The following is a 17,414-nucleotide window of genomic DNA, read 5'->3' on the forward strand; positions in this document are numbered from 1 at the left end:
TCAAAGAGGCTTCATTATGCGTAAACCAGAACTCGCCGCTGCAATTGCTGAAAAAGCGGACCTCACGAAAGAACAGGCCAGCCGCGTGCTCAATGCCGTCCTCGAAGAAATCACCGGCGCGCTGCACCGCAAAGACAGCGTCACCCTGGTGGGTTTCGGCACCTTCCTGCAGCGTCATCGCGGTGCCCGTACCGGCAAGAACCCGCAAACCGGCGAGCCGGTGAAGATCAAGGCCAGCAATACCGTCGCCTTCAAACCGGGTAAGTCGCTCAAAGACAGCGTCAACCCGTAAGCGTCAGGTACGACTCCCGGAGCAAGGGGAGGGCTGTAGAAAAATGGGCACGCCGATGGGATCGGGTGCCCATTTTTCATGTCGGTGATTCAAGGCATGCGCATCAGCACGGTGCGCAGACGCCGAATCAGGATAGGGTCGTGCAGACACTCCATGGGTTTCAGATCATCCAGCGCCGGGACCTGTTGTTCGAGCCACCACAAACCTTCGTCGAGACCTCTCTTGCCATAGAGGATCACGGCCATGTCCAGATGTTCGTTCATGACAGCGGCCAGTTGCCGCGCCTGGTCATCGAGATAGTCCTCCTCGTAGAGCGCCACCAGCGCCTGCCAACCGGTATCGCCGGGGTAATCTTCTTCTAACTTTTGCATCGTCAGGCACTTCTGGTGAACAAGCGGTTTCTCGAAGTCGCAGAGGGTGTTGTTACATTCTTTGAAGTTCATGCTGGCGATTCAAGGTTTCGGCAGGGCTGCCAGGCAATCGGCTGCCGCGTCGACCACCGCTTCCAGCAGATTCTCCTCGGTGTAGGAAAAGTTGCCGTATTGCGCCATGGCCCGGCAGGTCGAAAGCCGTTTCAGGGCCTCGCGAGCATCGCCGCTGCCGGCGCTGGCTGCCTTGAGTTCAGCAGCCTTGTCGATGAAAAACTGGGCGGACTCGTTGCGGCTCTTCTGCAATTGCGCGATCAGCGTGTCCAATGCGGTCAATAAAGTGCTCAACGACATTACCAGGGGACTCCTAAGGCGCGCGCGGGGCGGGCTCGAGTGAGTCTGGTGCCGCCGTCATGGGCGTCTCTGGCGACTGAGCAGTTTCTCGAAGTGAGTAATGAGATCGGTCCATTGCGGATAGGTCATGCCGTCGATGAAAAAGTCTCCCAGCCATTTGGGATGGCAGCGCATCGTCAGGTTCTTGATCGCTTCGTTGCGCTGACTGTCACTGCTAGCTGGGTCCAGCACGATGTCTACCAGGGCCTGGATCTCGTCGGCCTCGTCTTCATAACCCGAGCGTTTCAGCAGATCGCAGAGGGTGTCGTTGCATTCTTTGAGGTTCATAGCCGTTCCGTTGCTCCTGAATATCGCCCGCCGGCAGTGACCACTTGCCATCCGCCACCGACCTTGTCATCGCCCCATTGCGGTTGTGGCGCCACTCGGCCTTCGAGCAGGACCTGGTCGCGGGTGAGGGCGACCTGGCCTTCGTGTGTCGCGCTGTTGCTGTTGGGCAGTGCCAGGTTCGCGCGTCTGTCCGCGGCCGTCGCGCCCGCCGAGCCACGGGTGACATAGATTTGCGAAGCGGTACCGGGTTTGTGCTCGGTGATGGTGAACACCTCGCCTTTCTTGCCTCGGGTGGCGTAGATCTGCCCCTGGAAGCTGTCGACGGTTTCACGCTGGATTTTCTTGTTCAGTCCCCGGCTTCTCAACAGTTTGCGTGCGGAGTTACGGGTAATCGGCATTTTACCCGAAGGACCACAGCTTAGCCCCAGGGGGTCGACCCACGTCAGCGGGCTCGGTGCATAGGCATACAGGTTGATGCCACCGGCCAGGCCGATCGGGTCGGGGGTGGTGAAGCGCCCGATATCCGGGTCGTAAAACCGGAAGGTGTTGTAGTGCAGGCCGGTTTCCCGGTCCAGGTATTGTCCCTGGAAGCGCAGGTTCTGCTCTTCCAGGTAATACGGCTCGCGGGTTTCGCTGACGGTATTGCCCCAGATCCGGTAGCGGGCCTGCCAGACCACATGGCCGTCGCTTTCCGTCAGTTGTTCAGGTAGGCCGCTCAGGTCGTTGTGGTAATAGCGGACTTTCTGCAAGGCGCCGCTGCCGTCGACCCGGGCCAGCGGTTCGTGGCCGTCGTCGGCGTAGAGGTAGAGGCTGCTCAGGCTGTGCCGATGTTCCTGCAGCAGGCGCAAACCGTCCCAGGTGAAGTGGGTTTCACCCAAGGGGTAACCGTGGCTGTCGTGCTCGGTCTTGGCGATGCGTCGGCCCAGCGGGTCGTAGCGCATGCGCACGACGGTTTCCCGTGCACCGTCCTGGTTGTGCACCTCGATCAGGCGGTGCTCGGCATCGTAGGCGAAGCGCTGGACCCGGTGGCTACCGCTGCGCTTCTCGATCATCCGGCCGAAGGCGTCGTAGCGGTAGCGCTTGTCCTGGTAGGTCAGCAGCTTGTTGTGCAGCACGCGGCCGCCCTGGGGGCCGTCCAGCAGGTTGGCGGCGGCGTCGTAGGCGAAGGTCTCGTTCTGGCCCTGGACGCTGTCCTGGCTGGCGACGATGCGACCGCTGGCGTCGTGGTGCATCAGCTGCCGATGGGTGCCCCCCGGCTGTTGGTCGAGGCGGCCGAGCAGGTGATCGGCGGGGTCGTAGTCGAAATGCTGTTGCACCGAGGCGGGCAGCGCCGAAGGCTGGCTGAGGGGACGGCGCAGGCGCGAGCGCAGGCGTCCGGCGCGGTCGTACTCGCTGCGGGTGCCGATCTGGCCCTGGGTACGCAGCACCTCGCGGTGCAGGCGGTCGCGCTCGAAGTCGCTGATGACCCGGCCGTCGAGATTGATCTGATGCAGATGGCCGCTGCCGTAGTACAGCCGATTGAGCCAACGGTCATCGGGCAACTGGGTCTGGATCAGGTTGCCCAGTTCGTCGTAGTGATGCCGCAGGCTGCCCGCCGCGCTCTGTTCCTCGAGCAACTGGCCAAGGGCGTCGTAGGCGAAGCCCAAGCCCTGTGCATTGCCGTCGTTGTCAGTAAAGGTGACCGCCGTCAGTTGATCCAGCGCGTCGTAGCGGTACTCGGTGCGGCCGTCGTCGGTGATTTTCGCTGTCAGGCGTCCGGCGGCATCGCGTTCCAGGTGGTGGACAATCGGTTCGACCGGCGCTGTGGGGACCAGCGCCAGGCCGCTGCCATGGGGTGCGGGCAGGGTGTCGACGCGGGTGACGTCGTTCCGGGCGTTGTAGGTGTAACGGCGGCCGCTGCCGTCCAGGTCCTGCTGCTCGACCAGGCGGTCGCCGGCATCCCAGGCGAAGCGATAGCTTTCGCCGTTTTCATTGGTCAGCGCCTGCAGGCGTCCATAGGCGTCGTAGCTGAACTGCACCTGCCGACCGCCGGCGTCGATACGCTGGCGCACCTGGCCGCGCCGATCGTAGCGGTAGGCGACGGTCTGTCCGGCCGGGTCGGTGTAACCGATCAACTGGCCGTCGGCATTGCGCTGGTACTGATGCGTGCGACCGTCCGGCAGGTGGCTGCCCAGCAGGCGGCCCTGGGGGTCGTAGTCGTACTGCGTGCGTTCGCCCAGGGCGTCGATGACCGTCCGCAACAGGCCGCGCTCGTCGTAGTTCAGGCGCGTCGGGTAGCCGGAGCAGTCGACATGTTCGAGCAACTGGCCGAGGGGACTCCAGTGCAGCGTCTTGCTTTTGCCGCTGGTATCGATGATCTCGACGGTCTGGCCCTGGGCATCGACTCGATAACGGGTGACGTGCCCCAGCGGGTTGGTTTCCTGGATGCAGTTGCCACGGCTGTCATAGCGGAACTGCCAGCTGTTACCCGCTGCGTCGGTTTCCACCAGCGGCAAGGCCCAGTGTTCCAGCCACAGGGTCGATTCGCTACGACCCAGCGGGTCCTGGGTGCTACACAGGTTACCGGCTTCGTCATAGCTGAACTGGTACTGGCCGCCCTGGGGATCGGTGGCACCGAGCAACTGGCGTTCGTCGTTCCACTGGAACTGCCAGGTCTGGCCGAGGTTGTCGGTGTACTCGGTGATCTGGTGTTGCGGGCTCCAACGTCGGAGACTGCTGCGCTTGAGGTTGTCGGTGATGCGGGTGGTCCCGGCGTCGAGATCGTAGTCGAAGGTATATTCATCGCCCTCGTCGGTCCAGTGGCGCACCACCCGCCATTCGCGACCGTCGACCTGTGCCCACTGGTAGAAGCAGCGCAGGCCGACGGACAGCTGGTGCTCCACCAGACGCTGCCCGTCGTCGTAGGCGAAGCGCCGTTGCACATGGCCGGTGGAATCCAGCACTTGCGCCAGGTCGCCGCGCAGGTCGTAGGTGTAGCTGACCAGCAACTCGTTCGAGCGATCCGGGTACAGGCGCTCGATCCGGCTGACCCGCCGGGGCCATTGGGTGCTGTAGATCAGTTGTGCCTGTACAAGATCGAAGGTGTCGCGCAGCCGCGCCAGCCGTCCTGACTCGTCGTAGTCGAGGTAGATCCGGTTGTCGTTGCGGTCGCCCAGTTGCGTCAGGCGCAAGTGGTTGAGCTCGCCGGAAAGGGCCTCGAAGAGTCGATAGAGGCCGTCGTCGCTTTCGATCAATAACTGACCATTGCCATGCCGGCGGACACTCAAGCCTTCACCGGCACTGAACACCGCGCCGCCCAGGGGGATCGAGCCCATGTCGATACGTCGGGCCTGTTCGTCGGTGTAGATCAGCCGTTCGCCGCCCTCGGGGTGTGCTTCGATGCGCACGCTGACTTCATAGGGCACGCTCCAGCCCGCGCCGAGCAAGCTGTCGCGCCGCTCATCGCGGCTGTTGTAGAAGCGTTGCCAATCCAGGCGCAGCAGTCCCGGCAGGGCGAAGTCCTGATCGTCCAGGCCACCGAGCACCTTGGCGCCGGTGGCGGCGTGCACCGGGTTCGGTGAGCCGGCGATGGCGTTGGTCAGGGCGCCGATGGCCTGGCTGGTGACGAAGGAGTTGACTCCGGCCAGCAGCATGCACGGTAGGTTGCTGAAGAACTTGCCCTTGCTGCCCTTGAGCATCAGCAGCGCGGTGACGGCCAGGCCGACGCCGGGTGTCTTGCCGCTGCGGATCTCGCGCACCACCACCGAGCCGCCGCCGATGGTGACGTTGGGCGAGATCAGTCCGGAGGACACGACGGTGGCATCGCAGGTACTGCGGTCGCCACTGCGCACGGCGGGTTGGCCGTTGATGCTGACCTTTTTCGACCCTTCGGCGAGAAACTGCTGCGGCATCGGCGGATGCTTGGTGCAGGTCACCAGGTCCAGCGGCTTGGGCACGGCGCCGGGGGCGGGCGTTGCCACCGTGGGTCGCCACATCTGGGCAAAGAAGCCCTTGGCGATATCCAGGTAGCTGGCTTCCTGGGGCGGCTCGCTGTCCGGCGTGCCGGCGGCTTCGACATGGGACGGTACGGCACCGGCAGCGCGGGCGGCGGGAATCGAGTTGATCAGGGTGTTGGTGGAGCCGCTGAGGATATTGGCCTGCACTGTGGGCGGAAAGAGGGCGTTGCCGATGCCCTCGCACATCTTGCTCAGGCCCTTGTCGGCGCCGGTCTTGCTCATGGCGACGCCGACGACCACCCCGATCACTGCGCCCAGTACGCAGGCCCCGAGCCCGCCGGTGGCGACGGTGATGCCGGTGGCGGCGACCACGGCAGCGGTGGCCAGTGCGGTGATTGCCACGTTGGCCGCGACCTCGAGCACACCGCCGAGAATATCGGCCATCATCGAGGTATGGGACAACGCGTCGCCCAGGCGGGCAGCCCAGAGCGGGTCAGACATGGGAGGTCATCAAGACAGGTGGTCCATCATCAGGTCAAGAGCGGGGCAGAGTATGAATGATCTGATGTTGGCAGGAAATTATTCCTACTGTGATTGTGGGGGTGGATCACAGTTGTCGAGCAAATAGCGGGCGCACGCCCTCAATCAAGGCATCGAACCCTGTAGGAGCCGGCTTGCTGGCGATGAGGCCCGAGAGTCTTGCATCGCCTATCCGGCTGCCATCGCCAGCAAGCCGGCTCCTACAGGGGCTGTATTTCAGCCCACGCTCACCTGCGCCAGCTGCAACGGTGCGTGCTGCTCGCCGGCCTCCTTGAGCAGTCCATCGACCTTCTTCAGTGCCGTCAGCAAGCTACCCACGCTGCGGGCATTGAGCCGCACACCATCGGTGAAAGCCTTGTTGATCGATGCCATGACAGTGGACACGCTCTCGTCTGCCTGAGCCTCCAGCAAATTGTCCCGCAGGTGGGTGATCAGCTCCTTGAAATGTGGATCGTCCAGGGAAAGGGGGGCTTCCAGATCGTGCTTCTTCAGGGTGCTGATCAGCAGCCCCAAGGCCACGCTGGCCCGCATCAACGCTCTTTCTCGTGCATCCATTCGCTGTCTCCTGTGTCGAGGTCCGGCTCTAGTGACGCCTGAAGGATAGACCACGGTGGGGATGGTGCTTTTGATGGGGGATGGTGAGCGACGACTGGCTTGGTGGTAGCACTCTGGGCCAGAGCGTTTCATTGTTTTTCCGATGGGTCCGCATGAGGTGTCGATCGCTTAGGATGACGGCTTGGATTTTGACAAATATCTGGATTTGAGATATTTTTCATCTATGCTGAAGGTCAACAACCATGCGAGTGATAGCAAAAGCAGCGGTGACACAAGCGATGAACACATACAGCCAGTGGCGAGCCCCTTTGAGTCTGTGGCTCACGACGTTTGATCGGCCAAGCCTGCGCTACGAGTCCTTTGAGCAATTTCGAGAGGTCTGGGCAAGCGCATCAGGGTGGAATGTCGATCGAATTCCTCACTCGAAGCTCAAGGGCAGCAGTAAAAAGGGCCCATTGGATATCTATATCTTTGATATCAAGAAAAATGAGTGTCGAGTTATTTCTTGGATCAATACGAAAAATGGCAGCATTTTCATAAAGGATATTTTGCCACATGCCAGCTATGACAAGTGGTGGCAGAGTGAAGTCAAGTAAACGAGTTTCGAAACGGGCTTCTACAGTCTTGCAGAGTGCGATAGCAGGTGATGAAATGAAACGTAATAAGGTCAGCCCAACAGACTTTGATATTTTCATAGCCAATATTTCCCCAATGCTTGAAAGCCTGAATGACCAGGTAGCGACCCTGGCTCGGTTGTTGTCCGCATGCCGTGAGAAAATCAAGGATGAAAGCGATCTTAAAGATCGAATGGCGTTGATTGACGAGCTTTACTCACATGCGGACAGCGAAGATCACGCGGCTGCACGTTTTGCCGAATTAGTGGCTGATCGTGTGTATGACTATGAGACTGAAACGGTTTTGATTCCTTACGCCACCCAGTCGCAAGCGTTGGCATTCCTGATGGATGAAAGAGGGGTGAAGCAAAAGGATCTTTCTGCTATTGCGACTCAAAGTGCTGTGTCCGAAATCTTGAACGACAAAAGAAAGATGACCGTTGCGCAGGTAAAAAAGTTTTCCGAGTTTTTCAAGGTTCCCGCTGAATTTTTTATGCAGGGTGTTGTTTAGTTTGAGCGAAGCGTTATCCCGATAACGCGCTGAAAACGACAAGCTGATCGTTACCGGGATTTTCATAGGACGCGGGTAGGGGGGCTTACCGCTTGGGAGACCTATGAAGGCGACGCGGGATTAGACGAAGACGACCCCTCCAGCAACGCATCCACCACCGCCCGAGCGACTTCCACCGAATGCAGCATGCCCCAGAACAGCGCGCGTTCCACGGGATTGGTATGCAGGCTGATTTCGTCGCCATTGAGTTCCGCTGTTTCGAGCAATCGTGACACGTAGGTCAGTGCATCCTGGGCATTGATGCCCGGCTGGATGGCAAACAGCGTGGGTTTGCAGGGATCTTCGGGGATGACGGGTTTGGGGGAAGTGAAGGCGAGGGTGTCGAGCAGTCGAGGTGTGTCTGGAGAGGGCGATTCTGCTTTGTCTAAAGGACCATTCGGGATTCTACGCAGATACGTCTCTTTATCTGCGGTGCTGGGAATTTTGTGAGCGGTCGGCGGATCGGGGGTGATCTTCTTACTAGTCATGGAGACTCTCCTATTCAAGATAAGGGATTCATCCACTCTCGCTGCGACACAAGGGTGGCGAACTGCACGCAGGTTCGCAGACCGGTGAATAGGAACCGGCAGGGCTAAGCCTCCTGCGCACAGCTCGCCATAACGCGAGCACAAAAATACCGCTTTCGCGGCGCTGTGCGCCTATTCACCATCGGGCTGCGAAACCCGTATCGCTGAATTTGCAGCGACAGCCAAACTCTAGTCCTCGCTGCGGGCGCACACAATATTCTCCCACGTCTGAAGCACGTGGGAAATATTGGATTTCTTGGAAGGATATTTCGTCTTTTGGAGAGACGCTGGCGTGATGAGTGTTGGGCGATGAAATGGCCTATTCTTCGTCCAGACTTTCTTCGTCGATCAACCCCTGAACGAAGCGGGTAAAGTTCGAACAGACCGGTTTTTCGGCCCTGACCTGATTCTCGCCAGGGCTAAGATCGCTATCAAAGCTGTCAGTCGTGAAATAGCTGATCGCTCCTGAGTCAAGATTCAGGCAAAAGAAGTTGCCACCCCAGTCGTTAGCGAAAGGAAGCAGATACGCAGGAACAACTTGCTTCTTCACCATGGATTGATAAGTAGAGAGTAGGGTGGAGGACGCATTTGCAAGGGGCTTGAAGGCAGCAACCTCCAAGGGCTCGTCAAAAGCGTCACTAAGCCAATAGGTCTGCTCCGGAACGCCACCGTTGTACCTGAGGTAGTGGTCTCGAAAGGGAGCGGGCAACTTCTTCCTGATTACGGACTCCAGATGGTCGAGATCCGCCGGGCTAATGGCTGCCTCGTCATTCGAGAATGTGTTTTCGATCATCGTTAATCTCCGTTCATGGGCAGCACCAAAATTTAGATTTAGACATCTTATTGGCCAGCCTTTTTAGGAAAGCTGGTGCATAAGGGCGACAAATCACTTGAATGGTGTGATTTTGAACAGTCCGACTGTCGAAATGAGGCTGTTTATCAGGTCTGATTGTGTTGTAATTTCGTGCTCTATTTTTTCAACAGGGTAGGAGACCTCTGTACCAAAGAATTTTAACTTGAGCAGTGTCATCAGCAATATGATCCGCTCATTGCACTCTGCAATGGCATCACCTTTATTCGCGTAGAATCGTATCTTCTCATCGTCCAGCGTTTCGCCTTCCAAAAAGCGTTTATGCACGCTGAGTTTGACTTTTAGTTGCAGTTCGTTACCGCTGTTCAATGCTTCTAGTATGCTCGCCTGCGCGCTGTCGTATGCTGAAGTCTCGTTGCTTTCCTTGGCCAGCAGCCCCTTGAGCACTAAAGCACTTTCAACCCATTCCCAATAGTCATAATTGTTTTCAAAGGGAACTTCGGCGAGTCGGCTGACGATGAATTTGGCCAACTCTTTCTCTTTGGTGATGTACAAAACGTAAGCCAGCTTGGAGAAAGCTTCCAGGCGCAATTTGCTGCTTTTGGTGAATTTTGAAGGGATTTTCTCGAGGTACGTCGCCACGGGGCTGCCGCCTTGAGAGAGAATGTCTAGAATGTCGCTCAGATTCAGGCGCTGGATTAGATGATTTTTCAATTTTTTGAATCCCTTTCAAAATAGGTGCGAATATATTTTCTGAAAATCTCAATAGATTCGGCACCCTTCCATCTGTGCGTTGCATGGAGGATTACTGAGAATATGTTTCAAGCATCATTAATCTCAGGTCAAGCGCAGAGGGCACCTGAAGCTAGGTCCCTGGTTTATTTCTTGCTGTTCATCACCGGGTCGGCAAGGTTCTCATCGCCCTCACTCATCCGCTGCAAGAGCTTCACTGCGCGGGAAAATCCTTGAGCGGCTGAGCGTTCCAGCCACCGCCTGGCTTGTTCAAAATCCTGCTCGACTATCCATCCATCGATATACATTTTCGCCAAGTCATATTGACCGTGGGCTTCACCGGACTCGGCTCGGGGAAAGTGAAATTCCACCGTTTGGGAGGCTGTATCAATCTCCCAATAATCGCGTTTGTTTACTTGGAATAGCCGAACGGTTTGATCGTTCACCCATTCAACAGGACCTAGCAGCGACTCAAAAAGACCCAGCGAGATGCCGATTCGCGTGACTGTAAAAAATGCATCAGGCGTGTTTTTGGAGCCCTGCACCAAAATGCCGATGTTGATGTATTGATCCGTGCGCCAGGCAGCCGTTGCGGTGAGCGATTTGGATGGGTTTTTTTGTGAGCGTCCCGCAGTGCCTGAGAACCGATAGTCACGCTTGATGATTTCAGCGTAGAGCTTATCTATCGGGTCCGTTTCCCAGCCTTTGAGCGCAGCCAGCGACAAAAGCGCTTCGTTAATGTCCTCGATTAACGACTGGCGAATGGCGCTATCCGTAGCATCCTCAGGTAGGTTATCGAGGTGGATGAATGGATGAGAGTAGGTGCAAACATCCATGAGCGTTTGCTCTGCTTCGACTGGCGCTTGCTGAAGAATTATCTTGGCAATGCCGCCGGCAGGCAGCTTGCACTTGGTAGCAAGGAGATAAACATAGAGTACGGCTGCCTCTCGAATGCTGTGAGCTTGGAGGCGCTCCGTAGGGGAGGCGATTTCGAGTGTCAATAGATATTTGCTCATCAGAATTCTATCTCGTTGCGTTTGGCAATGCGTTGCCCACTGGATTAATCCCAACCTTTGGAAACGAAGGCGTTTGACCGGCTCTCTGAGCGGCTACCGAGTAACCATTGACTCTACCTTGCTCAACTTTCAGTGCCTTGGATCTTGTTACATTTTTTCGGATGATGGCGGACTCGTATTGATCAGAGCCGGGGCGCTTGTTGAGTTTGCGCACCTGCGATTCAGCTCGGTAGGACTTCCCAGTTCTAGAAATTTTCCCACCGCTGATACCGTACTTGTAAACCTGCCCCGTCGTTTTGTTGCGGATGACGTAGACGTGATTCGTTTTGTTATTTTGTCTGGAGTTTCCGTTTGCGGCCCCACAGGTTTTCCATCCCCATGGATCTATCCACGCAATCGGGTTCGGCGCGTATTGGTAGAGGTTGAGTTCCCCATCCAACCCGATCGGATCCGGCGTGGTAAATCGCCCCACATCCGGATCATAGAACCGGAACGTGTTGTAGTGCAGCCCAATCTCCCGGTCGAGGTACTGACCCTGGAACCGCAGGTTCTGTTCCTCGATGTAATACGGTTCGCGTATTTCCTCCAGGGTGTTGCCCCAGACTCGATAGCGGGCTTGCCATATCGTGGCGCCATCCGCCTCCGTCAGTTGCTCGGGCAGGCCGTTCAGGTCGTTGTGGTAGTAGCGGACTTTCTGCAAGGCGCCGATGCCATCGACCCGCGCCAGCGGTTCGTAACCGTCGCCTTCGTATACGTAGAGGCTGGTCTGAGTGTTCTTGTGTTCCTGCAACAGGCGCAAACCATCCCAGGTAAAGCGTGTTTCGCCCAACGGATAGCCGTGGTTGTCGTGTTCGCTCTTGCCGATACGCCGCCCCAACGGGTCGTAGCTCATGCACACAACCGTTTCCCGCGCACCGTCCTGGTTGCGCACCTCGATCAAGCGGTGTTCGGCGTCATAGGCAAAGCGTTGCACCCGATGGGTGCCACTGCGCTTCTCGATCATCCGCCCAAACCCATCGTAGCGATAACGCTTGTCCTGATAGGTCAGCAGCTTGTTGTGCACCACCAATCCGGCACCGGCTTGCGGGCCGTCCAGCAGGTTGGCGGCGGCGTCGTAGGTGAAGGTTTCGCTTTGGCCCTGCACGCTGTCCTGGCTGGCGATGATTCGCCCCGTGGCATCGTAGTGCAGCAATTGGCGCTGGTCGCCGCGTGGCTGGCGGTCGAGGCAGCCGATCAGGTTGTCGCTGGGGTCGTAGTCGAAATGCTTCTGTGCCGGTGCAGGCAGTGCTGACGGCTGGTTGGACGGGCGGCGCAAGCGTGAGCGCAGGCGTCCAACCCGGTCGTACTCGCTGCGAGTGCTGAGCTGACCCTGGGTGCGCAACACCTCGCGGTGCAGGCGGTCGCGCTCGAAGTCGCTGATGACCCGGCCGTCCAGATTGATCTGGTGCAGATGGCCGCTGCCGTAGTACAGCCGATTGAGCCAACGCCCATCCGGTAGCTGCGTCTGGAGCAGATTGCCCAGTTCATCGTAGTGATGCTGCAAGCTACCCGCCGCGCTCTGTTCTTCCAGCAGTTGGCCCAGCGCGTCATAGGCGAACTCCAGTTTCTGTTCGTTACCGTCGTTATCGGTAAAGGTGACCGCCGTCAGTTGATCCAGCGCGTCGTAGCGGTACTCGGTACAGCCATCGTCGGTGACCTTGGCGATCAGGCGTCCCACCGCATCGCGCTCCAACTGATGAACGATGGGTGCCACCGGTGCGGATGGAACCAGCGCCAGGCCACTGCCGAACGGTGCCGGAACGTATTCCACGCGGGTGGCGTTATCCAGCATGTCATAGGCGTACTGCCGGGCGCTGCCATCCAGATCCTGCTGCCGGGTCAGCCGATCATTGGCATCCCAGGCAAAGCGGTAACTCTCGCCGTTTTCATTGGTCAGCGCCTGCAAACGCCCGTAGGCGTCATAGCCGAACTGCACCTGCCGCCCATGGGCGTCGATGCGTTGGCGCACCTGGCCGCGACGGTCGTACTGATAGGCGGTGCTGTGCCCGGCCGGATCGACATAACCGGTCAGCTGGCCGCTGCTGTCACGCAGGTACTGTTCGACGCGACCGTCCGGCAACTGGCTCTGCAACAGGCGACCCTGGGCATCGTGCTGGTAGGTCACGCGCTCGCCGAGGGCATCGGTGACGGCCTGCAGGTGGCCGAGCCGGTCGTAGCTGAAGGTGGTCGGCGATCCCGAGCAGTCGACATGGCGAATCAACTGCCCGAGGTCGTTCCACTGCAAGGTTTTGCTTTTGCCCGTGGCGTCGATGATCTCCACCACCTGGCCCTGGGGATCGAAGCGGTATTGGGTGACCTGCCCCAGCGGATCGGTTTCGTGGGTGCAGTTGCCGCGTGGGTCGTAGCGGTATTGCCAGCTGTTGCCCGCCGCGTCGGTTTCCACCAGCGGCAACGACCAGTGCTCCAGCCAGAGGGTCGACTCGCTACGCCCCAGAGGATCGACAGTGGCACTGAGGTTGCCGGCATCGTCGTAGCTGAATTGATGCTGCCCACCCTGGGGATCGGTGGCGCCGAGCAACTGGCGCTCGTCGTTCCACTCGAATTGCCAGGTGTGGCCGAGGTTGTCGGTGTATTCGGTGATCTGCTGCTGCGGGTTCCAACGACGGTTGCTCACACGCTTCAATCCGTCGGTGACACGGGTGATGCCGGCCTTCAGGTCATAGTCGAAGAGATATTCGTCGCCGTCATCGGTCCAGTGCCGAACCACCCGCCATTCAAGGTTCTCGACCAGCGCCCATTGATAGAAACAGCGCAACCCGGTGGGCAGATGGTGCTCGACCATCCGCCGCCCGTTATCGTAGGCGAAACGCCGTTGCACCTGGCCCAGGCTGTCGCGCACTTCGGTCAGGTCGCCGCCGTTGTCGTAGTCGTAGCTGACCAGCACCTCGCGCTGTTGATCGGGGTACAGGCGTTCGATCTGGCTGACCCGCCTGGGCCACTGGGTGCTGTAGATCAGCGCCACCTGCACCAGGTCGAAGGTGTCGCGCAGTTGGATCAGTCGCCCCGACTCGTCGTAGTCGAGATAGATCCGGTTGTCGTTGCGGTCGCCCAACTGGCTCAGACGCAGGTTCGAAGGATCGGCCAGGGTCGGTTCGAACAGGCGATACAAACCGTCATCGCTCTCGATCAGCAGTTGTCCGTTGCCGTTGCGCCGCACCGCCAGACCTTCTCCCGGACTGAACACCGCGCCGCCCAAGGGTATCGAGCCCATGTCGATACGCCGCGCCTGTTCGTCGGTATAGATCAGCCGTTCGCCGCCTTCGGGATGCACTTCGATGCGCACGCCGATTTCATAAGGCAGGCTCCAACCCGTGCCGAGCAGGCTGTCGCGACGCTCATCGCGGCTGTTGTAGAAGCGTTGCCAGTCGATGGGCAGGATGCCGGGCAGGACAAAGTCCAACTCTTCCTCGCCGCCCAGCACCTTGGCGCCCGTCGCGGCATGCACCGGGTTCGGCGAGCCGGCGATGGCGTTGGTCAGCGCACCGATGGCCTGGCTGGTGACGAAGGAGTTGACCCCGGCGAGCAACATGCACGGCAGGTTGCTGAGGAACTTGCCCTTGCTGCCCTTGAGCATCAGCAGCGCGGTGATCGCCAGGCCGACGCCGGGTGTCTTGCCGCTGCGAATCTCGCGCACCACCACCGAACCGCCGCCGATGGTGACATTGGGCGAGATCAGCCCGGCCGAAACCACGCTGGCGTCACAGGTACTGCGGTCGCCACTGCGCACGGCGGGCTGGCCATTGATGCTGACCTTTTTCGAACCTTCGGCGAGAAACTGCGGCGGCATTGGTGGGTGCTTCGTGCAGGTCACCAGGTCCAGCGGCTTGGGCACCGCACCAGGGGCCGGGGTCGCCACCGTGGGCCGCCACATCTGCGAGAAAAAGCCCTTGGCCATATCCAGGAAGCCCGGCTCCGCAGCTTTTTCGCCTTCGCTCTCAGGTGTACCCGCCGGGGCGACATGGGACGGCACCGCGCCGGCAGCGCGGGCGGCGGGAATCGAGTTGATCAGGGTGTTGGTGGAGCCGCTGAGGATATTGGCCTGCACCGTAGGCGGAAAAAGGGCGTTGCCGATGTCCTCGCACATCTTGCTCAGGCCCTTGTCGGCGCCGGTCTTGCTCATCGCCACACCGACGATCACCCCGACCACCGCGCCCAGCACACAGGCGCCAAGCCCGCCAGTGGCGACCGTGATCCCGGTGGCGGCGACCACGGCGGCGGTGGCCAGTGCGGTGATTGCCACGTTGGCCGCGACCTCGAGCACACCGCCGAGAATATCGGCCATCATCGAGGTATGGGACAGTCCATCGCCCAGTCGGGCGGCCCACAGTGCGTCAGACATGCATCGCGCCCGTCACGACACCCGGTCGAATTGCAGGGACTGCTTGATCGTCGCCCAATGCGCGGCCTCGGCATCCCCCAGCTTGTCGGCCTTGACGTAGCTCAGGGCGAGCATCTTGCGGGTGCCCGGCAACACCAGCGCGAGCTGGTACTGGAAGACCTTCTCCGCGCCCTTGCTGAACTGGCTGCGCAGTTCGATGCCGTCCACCGATTGATCGGCCCCCAGGCGCACGGCCTGGCCCGGCTGGTAGCGCAGTTCCTGGACCTGCTGTTCCAGGCGCTTGAGCTGGGCGTCGAAGTTGCTTTGCAGGGTTTCGCCGTCGGCCAACTGGCTGCGGCTGACGATCAGCGAGGTCCCCAGCTCCGGGAACTTGAGGATATTGATCGAGGCGTCCAGCAGCTCGCTCTCGGGCAGGGCGAACTGGAATTCATTGAGGCGGTAAGTCATGGCTCGCGGGTCTCGTTATTTGGGCTTGGGGAACATCGCCTCGACGCTGGCGTCGATGCTGCCTTTGACACCTTGGCCTTCAGGCGATGCGCCGGGGCCGCCGCCGTTGTTCAGGTGCAGGGTGCCGCCGGTGTTGAACTCGGCATCGCCCGAGGCATGGAAGCTGATCTGCACGCCGCTCAGGTTGATCTGCCCGCTGGCGTTCAACTCCAGCACGCTTTCACCACAGACCAGGCGCAGGTTTTCACCGACCTCGATGACGTAGCTCTGGCTGATGCTGTCGGTCTTCTTGCGGCCCACCACCAGGATGTCGTCGTCCTTGACCGCGCGCAGGCGCACCGAGCCGATGGTCACCGTCTCGTCGTGCCCGATGCTCTTGTTGCGGTCGTGGCCCACCGAATGGCTTTCGTCGACCTCGACCACGATGTCCTGGTTGCGCTCGGCATGGATGTACAGCTGCTCGGCGCCTTTCTTGTCTTCCATGCGGATTTCGTTGAAGTTGGCCGGCGTACCGCCCTTGCTCGACCGGCTTTTCATGCCGCTCTGGGTCGCATTGGCGGGCAGGTCGTAGGGCACCGTCTGTTCGGCGTTGTAGACCCGGCCGGTGATGATCGGCCGGTCGGGGTCGCCTTCGAGGAAGCTGACGATGACTTCCTGGCCGATCCGCGGGATCTGCATCGAACCCCAGTTCTTGCCGGCCCAGGCCTGCGACACGCGAATCCAGCAGGAGCTGTTTTCGTTGGACTGGTCGTGGCGGTCCCAGTGGAAGTGCACCTTGACCCGGCCGAACTGGTCGGTCCAGATTTCCTCGCCGGCCGGGCCCACCACCACGGCGGTCTGCGGGCCCTTGACGGTAGGGCGCGAGGTATTCGCCAGCGGGCGGAAGCTCTGTTGCGCGTCGATGCAACTGAGGCTGCTTTCGAACTGCGTACCGGGCGAGGCGCCGCCGGTTTCCAGGCTTTCCTGGGCGATGTAGTAACGCGCGCCGACAATCAGGTATTCGCGGTTCTGGTCCTGGCGGCCGAAGCCGGTGAGGCTGAACAGATGCCCGGAGCCCAGGCCCCGGGCGTTGCCGTTGAGCTCGACCCGTTCATGCAGGCTCTGGATGGCTTCGATGCGGGTGCGGGCGTAGTGCTCGCCGTCCTGGCTCTGCACGTAGGTGCCGGGGTAGTCGTACAGCGGATAGTCGCCGGCGGTGTGCGGGCGCGGCATGGCCGAGCGCACGTCGATCCGCGCGCTGGGGCGCTGGAAGTCGTAGTCGTTGAGTTCCAGGGAGCCGGGCTGGACTTCCTGGGCCAGGTGCCAGCCGTTGAGGTGATCGCGCTCGCGATGCTGGCCATCCGGCGGGTAATACGGCAACGACTCGTAGCCCGGGGCGCTTTGGTGGGCGCCGTAGGCGTCGGCCAGGACCAGCACGTGGCGGTCCTTTTCGTGGCGGAAGTAGTAGTAGATGCCTTCCTGTTCCATCAGCCGGCTGACGAAGTCGAAGCTGCTTTCACGGTACTGAACGCAGTATTCCCACTCGCGGTAGGGTTGGCTGAGGGCGTCTTCGAAGTCGGAGAAGCCCAGGTCGCGGAACACCTGCTTGATGATCTGCGGGATGCTCTGGTGCTGGAAGATCCGGCAGTCGGAGGTGCGGGTCAGCAGCCACAGCCAGGGCCGCAGGGTCACCGAATAGCTGGCGAACTGGCCCTGGCTGACGTTCTGGCTGCAGCGCGCGACGATGCCGTGGAAGTAACGCAGACCGCCCTGGACCTGCAGCGACAGGCTCATGGGCTTGCCCAGCAACTGGTTGAGGTCCAGGGCGCCGTCGTTGGAAGTCAGGTGCAATTCGTAGTCGAACAGCCGCCCCAGCTCCTCGCCGCCACCGAAGTCCTTGAGCAACAGGACATCCGGCCCGAGGGGGCTGTTGATCTGGGCCAGGCGGGTGGCTTGTGTGAATAGCAT

15 protein-coding genes are annotated in these 17,414 nt (G+C 60.1%); 3 read left to right on the top strand and 12 right to left on the bottom strand.

Features of this window, described 5'->3' with window-relative positions; genetic code table 11:
* Nucleotides 1–16 precede the first annotated feature (16 nt).
* Complete coding sequence (locus NUH87_RS17715; RefSeq protein ID WP_040071769.1) at nt 17–292, top strand: HU family DNA-binding protein; 276 nt, start codon at nt 17–19, stop codon at nt 290–292.
* A gap of 89 nt (nt 293–381) precedes the next feature.
* On the opposite strand, the gene NUH87_RS17720 is transcribed toward NUH87_RS17715, so the two are convergent.
* The 5 genes from NUH87_RS17720 to NUH87_RS17740 all read right to left on the bottom strand — a co-directional run bounded on the left by NUH87_RS17720 (nt 382) and on the right by NUH87_RS17740 (nt 6,371).
* Complete coding sequence (locus NUH87_RS17720; protein ID WP_338522062.1) at nt 382–663, bottom strand: hypothetical protein; 282 nt, start codon at nt 661–663, stop codon at nt 382–384.
* 81 nt (nt 664–744) lie between these two features.
* The gene (locus tag NUH87_RS17725; RefSeq protein ID WP_338522063.1) at nt 745–1,014 is read right to left on the bottom strand and encodes a hypothetical protein; all 270 of its coding nucleotides are present in this window, start codon (nt 1,012–1,014) and stop codon (nt 745–747) included.
* Between the two features lie 57 nt (nt 1,015–1,071).
* Entirely contained in the window at nt 1,072–1,341 is a 270-nt protein-coding gene (locus NUH87_RS17730; protein WP_338522064.1) for a hypothetical protein, read from the bottom strand.
* A complete protein-coding gene (locus NUH87_RS17735) occupies nt 1,338–5,777 on the bottom strand; it encodes an RHS repeat-associated core domain-containing protein (protein WP_338522065.1) in 4,440 nt (1,479 codons plus the stop codon). Before NUH87_RS17735 ends, NUH87_RS17730 begins: the two co-directional genes overlap by 4 nt.
* A 255-nt stretch (nt 5,778–6,032) precedes the next feature.
* Nucleotides 6,033–6,371 carry a hypothetical protein gene (locus tag NUH87_RS17740; protein ID WP_338522066.1) on the bottom strand — a complete coding sequence of 113 codons (339 nt, stop codon included), beginning with the start codon at nt 6,369–6,371 and terminating at the stop codon, nt 6,033–6,035.
* Nucleotides 6,372–6,613: 242 nt separating this feature from the next.
* Between NUH87_RS17740 and NUH87_RS17745 the strand changes: the two genes are divergently transcribed.
* Together NUH87_RS17745 and NUH87_RS17750 are read left to right on the top strand one after the other, a co-directional pair.
* Entirely contained in the window at nt 6,614–6,967 is a 354-nt protein-coding gene (locus NUH87_RS17745; RefSeq protein WP_338522067.1) for a type II toxin-antitoxin system HigB family toxin, read from the top strand.
* A 55-nt stretch (nt 6,968–7,022) separates the two neighbouring features.
* Nucleotides 7,023–7,496, top strand: a complete 474-nt coding sequence (locus NUH87_RS17750) for a transcriptional regulator (RefSeq protein WP_338522068.1) — start codon at nt 7,023–7,025, stop codon at nt 7,494–7,496.
* 101 nt (nt 7,497–7,597) lie between these two features.
* Here the strand turns inward: NUH87_RS17750 and NUH87_RS17755 are convergent, their stop codons facing one another.
* The 7 genes from NUH87_RS17755 to NUH87_RS17785 form a co-directional block, all read right to left on the bottom strand.
* On the bottom strand, nt 7,598–8,023 hold the full coding sequence (locus NUH87_RS17755; protein WP_338522069.1) for a hypothetical protein: 426 nt from the start codon (nt 8,021–8,023) through the stop codon (nt 7,598–7,600).
* Nucleotides 8,024–8,381: 358 nt separating this feature from the next.
* Nucleotides 8,382–8,855 carry an SMI1/KNR4 family protein gene (locus tag NUH87_RS17760; RefSeq protein ID WP_338522070.1) on the bottom strand — a complete coding sequence of 158 codons (474 nt, stop codon included), beginning with the start codon at nt 8,853–8,855 and terminating at the stop codon, nt 8,382–8,384.
* Between the two features lie 93 nt (nt 8,856–8,948).
* Complete coding sequence (locus NUH87_RS17765; protein ID WP_338522071.1) at nt 8,949–9,587, bottom strand: DUF6707 family protein; 639 nt, start codon at nt 9,585–9,587, stop codon at nt 8,949–8,951.
* Between the two features lie 164 nt (nt 9,588–9,751).
* Complete coding sequence (locus tag NUH87_RS17770) at nt 9,752–10,621, bottom strand: SEL1-like repeat protein (protein ID WP_338522072.1); 870 nt, start codon at nt 10,619–10,621, stop codon at nt 9,752–9,754.
* A gap of 7 nt (nt 10,622–10,628) precedes the next feature.
* Entirely contained in the window at nt 10,629–15,020 is a 4,392-nt protein-coding gene (locus tag NUH87_RS17775; protein ID WP_338522073.1) for an RHS repeat-associated core domain-containing protein, read from the bottom strand.
* A gap of 12 nt (nt 15,021–15,032) precedes the next feature.
* Complete coding sequence (locus NUH87_RS17780; RefSeq protein ID WP_338522074.1) at nt 15,033–15,467, bottom strand: DcrB-related protein; 435 nt, start codon at nt 15,465–15,467, stop codon at nt 15,033–15,035.
* Between the two features lie 15 nt (nt 15,468–15,482).
* Nucleotides 15,483–17,414, bottom strand: coding sequence for a type VI secretion system tip protein VgrG (locus tag NUH87_RS17785; protein ID WP_338522075.1), 1,932 nt, complete (start codon nt 17,412–17,414; stop codon nt 15,483–15,485).

The organism is Pseudomonas batumici, from assembly GCF_036585405.1.
Lineage (GTDB): Bacteria > Pseudomonadota > Gammaproteobacteria > Pseudomonadales > Pseudomonadaceae > Aquipseudomonas > Aquipseudomonas batumici.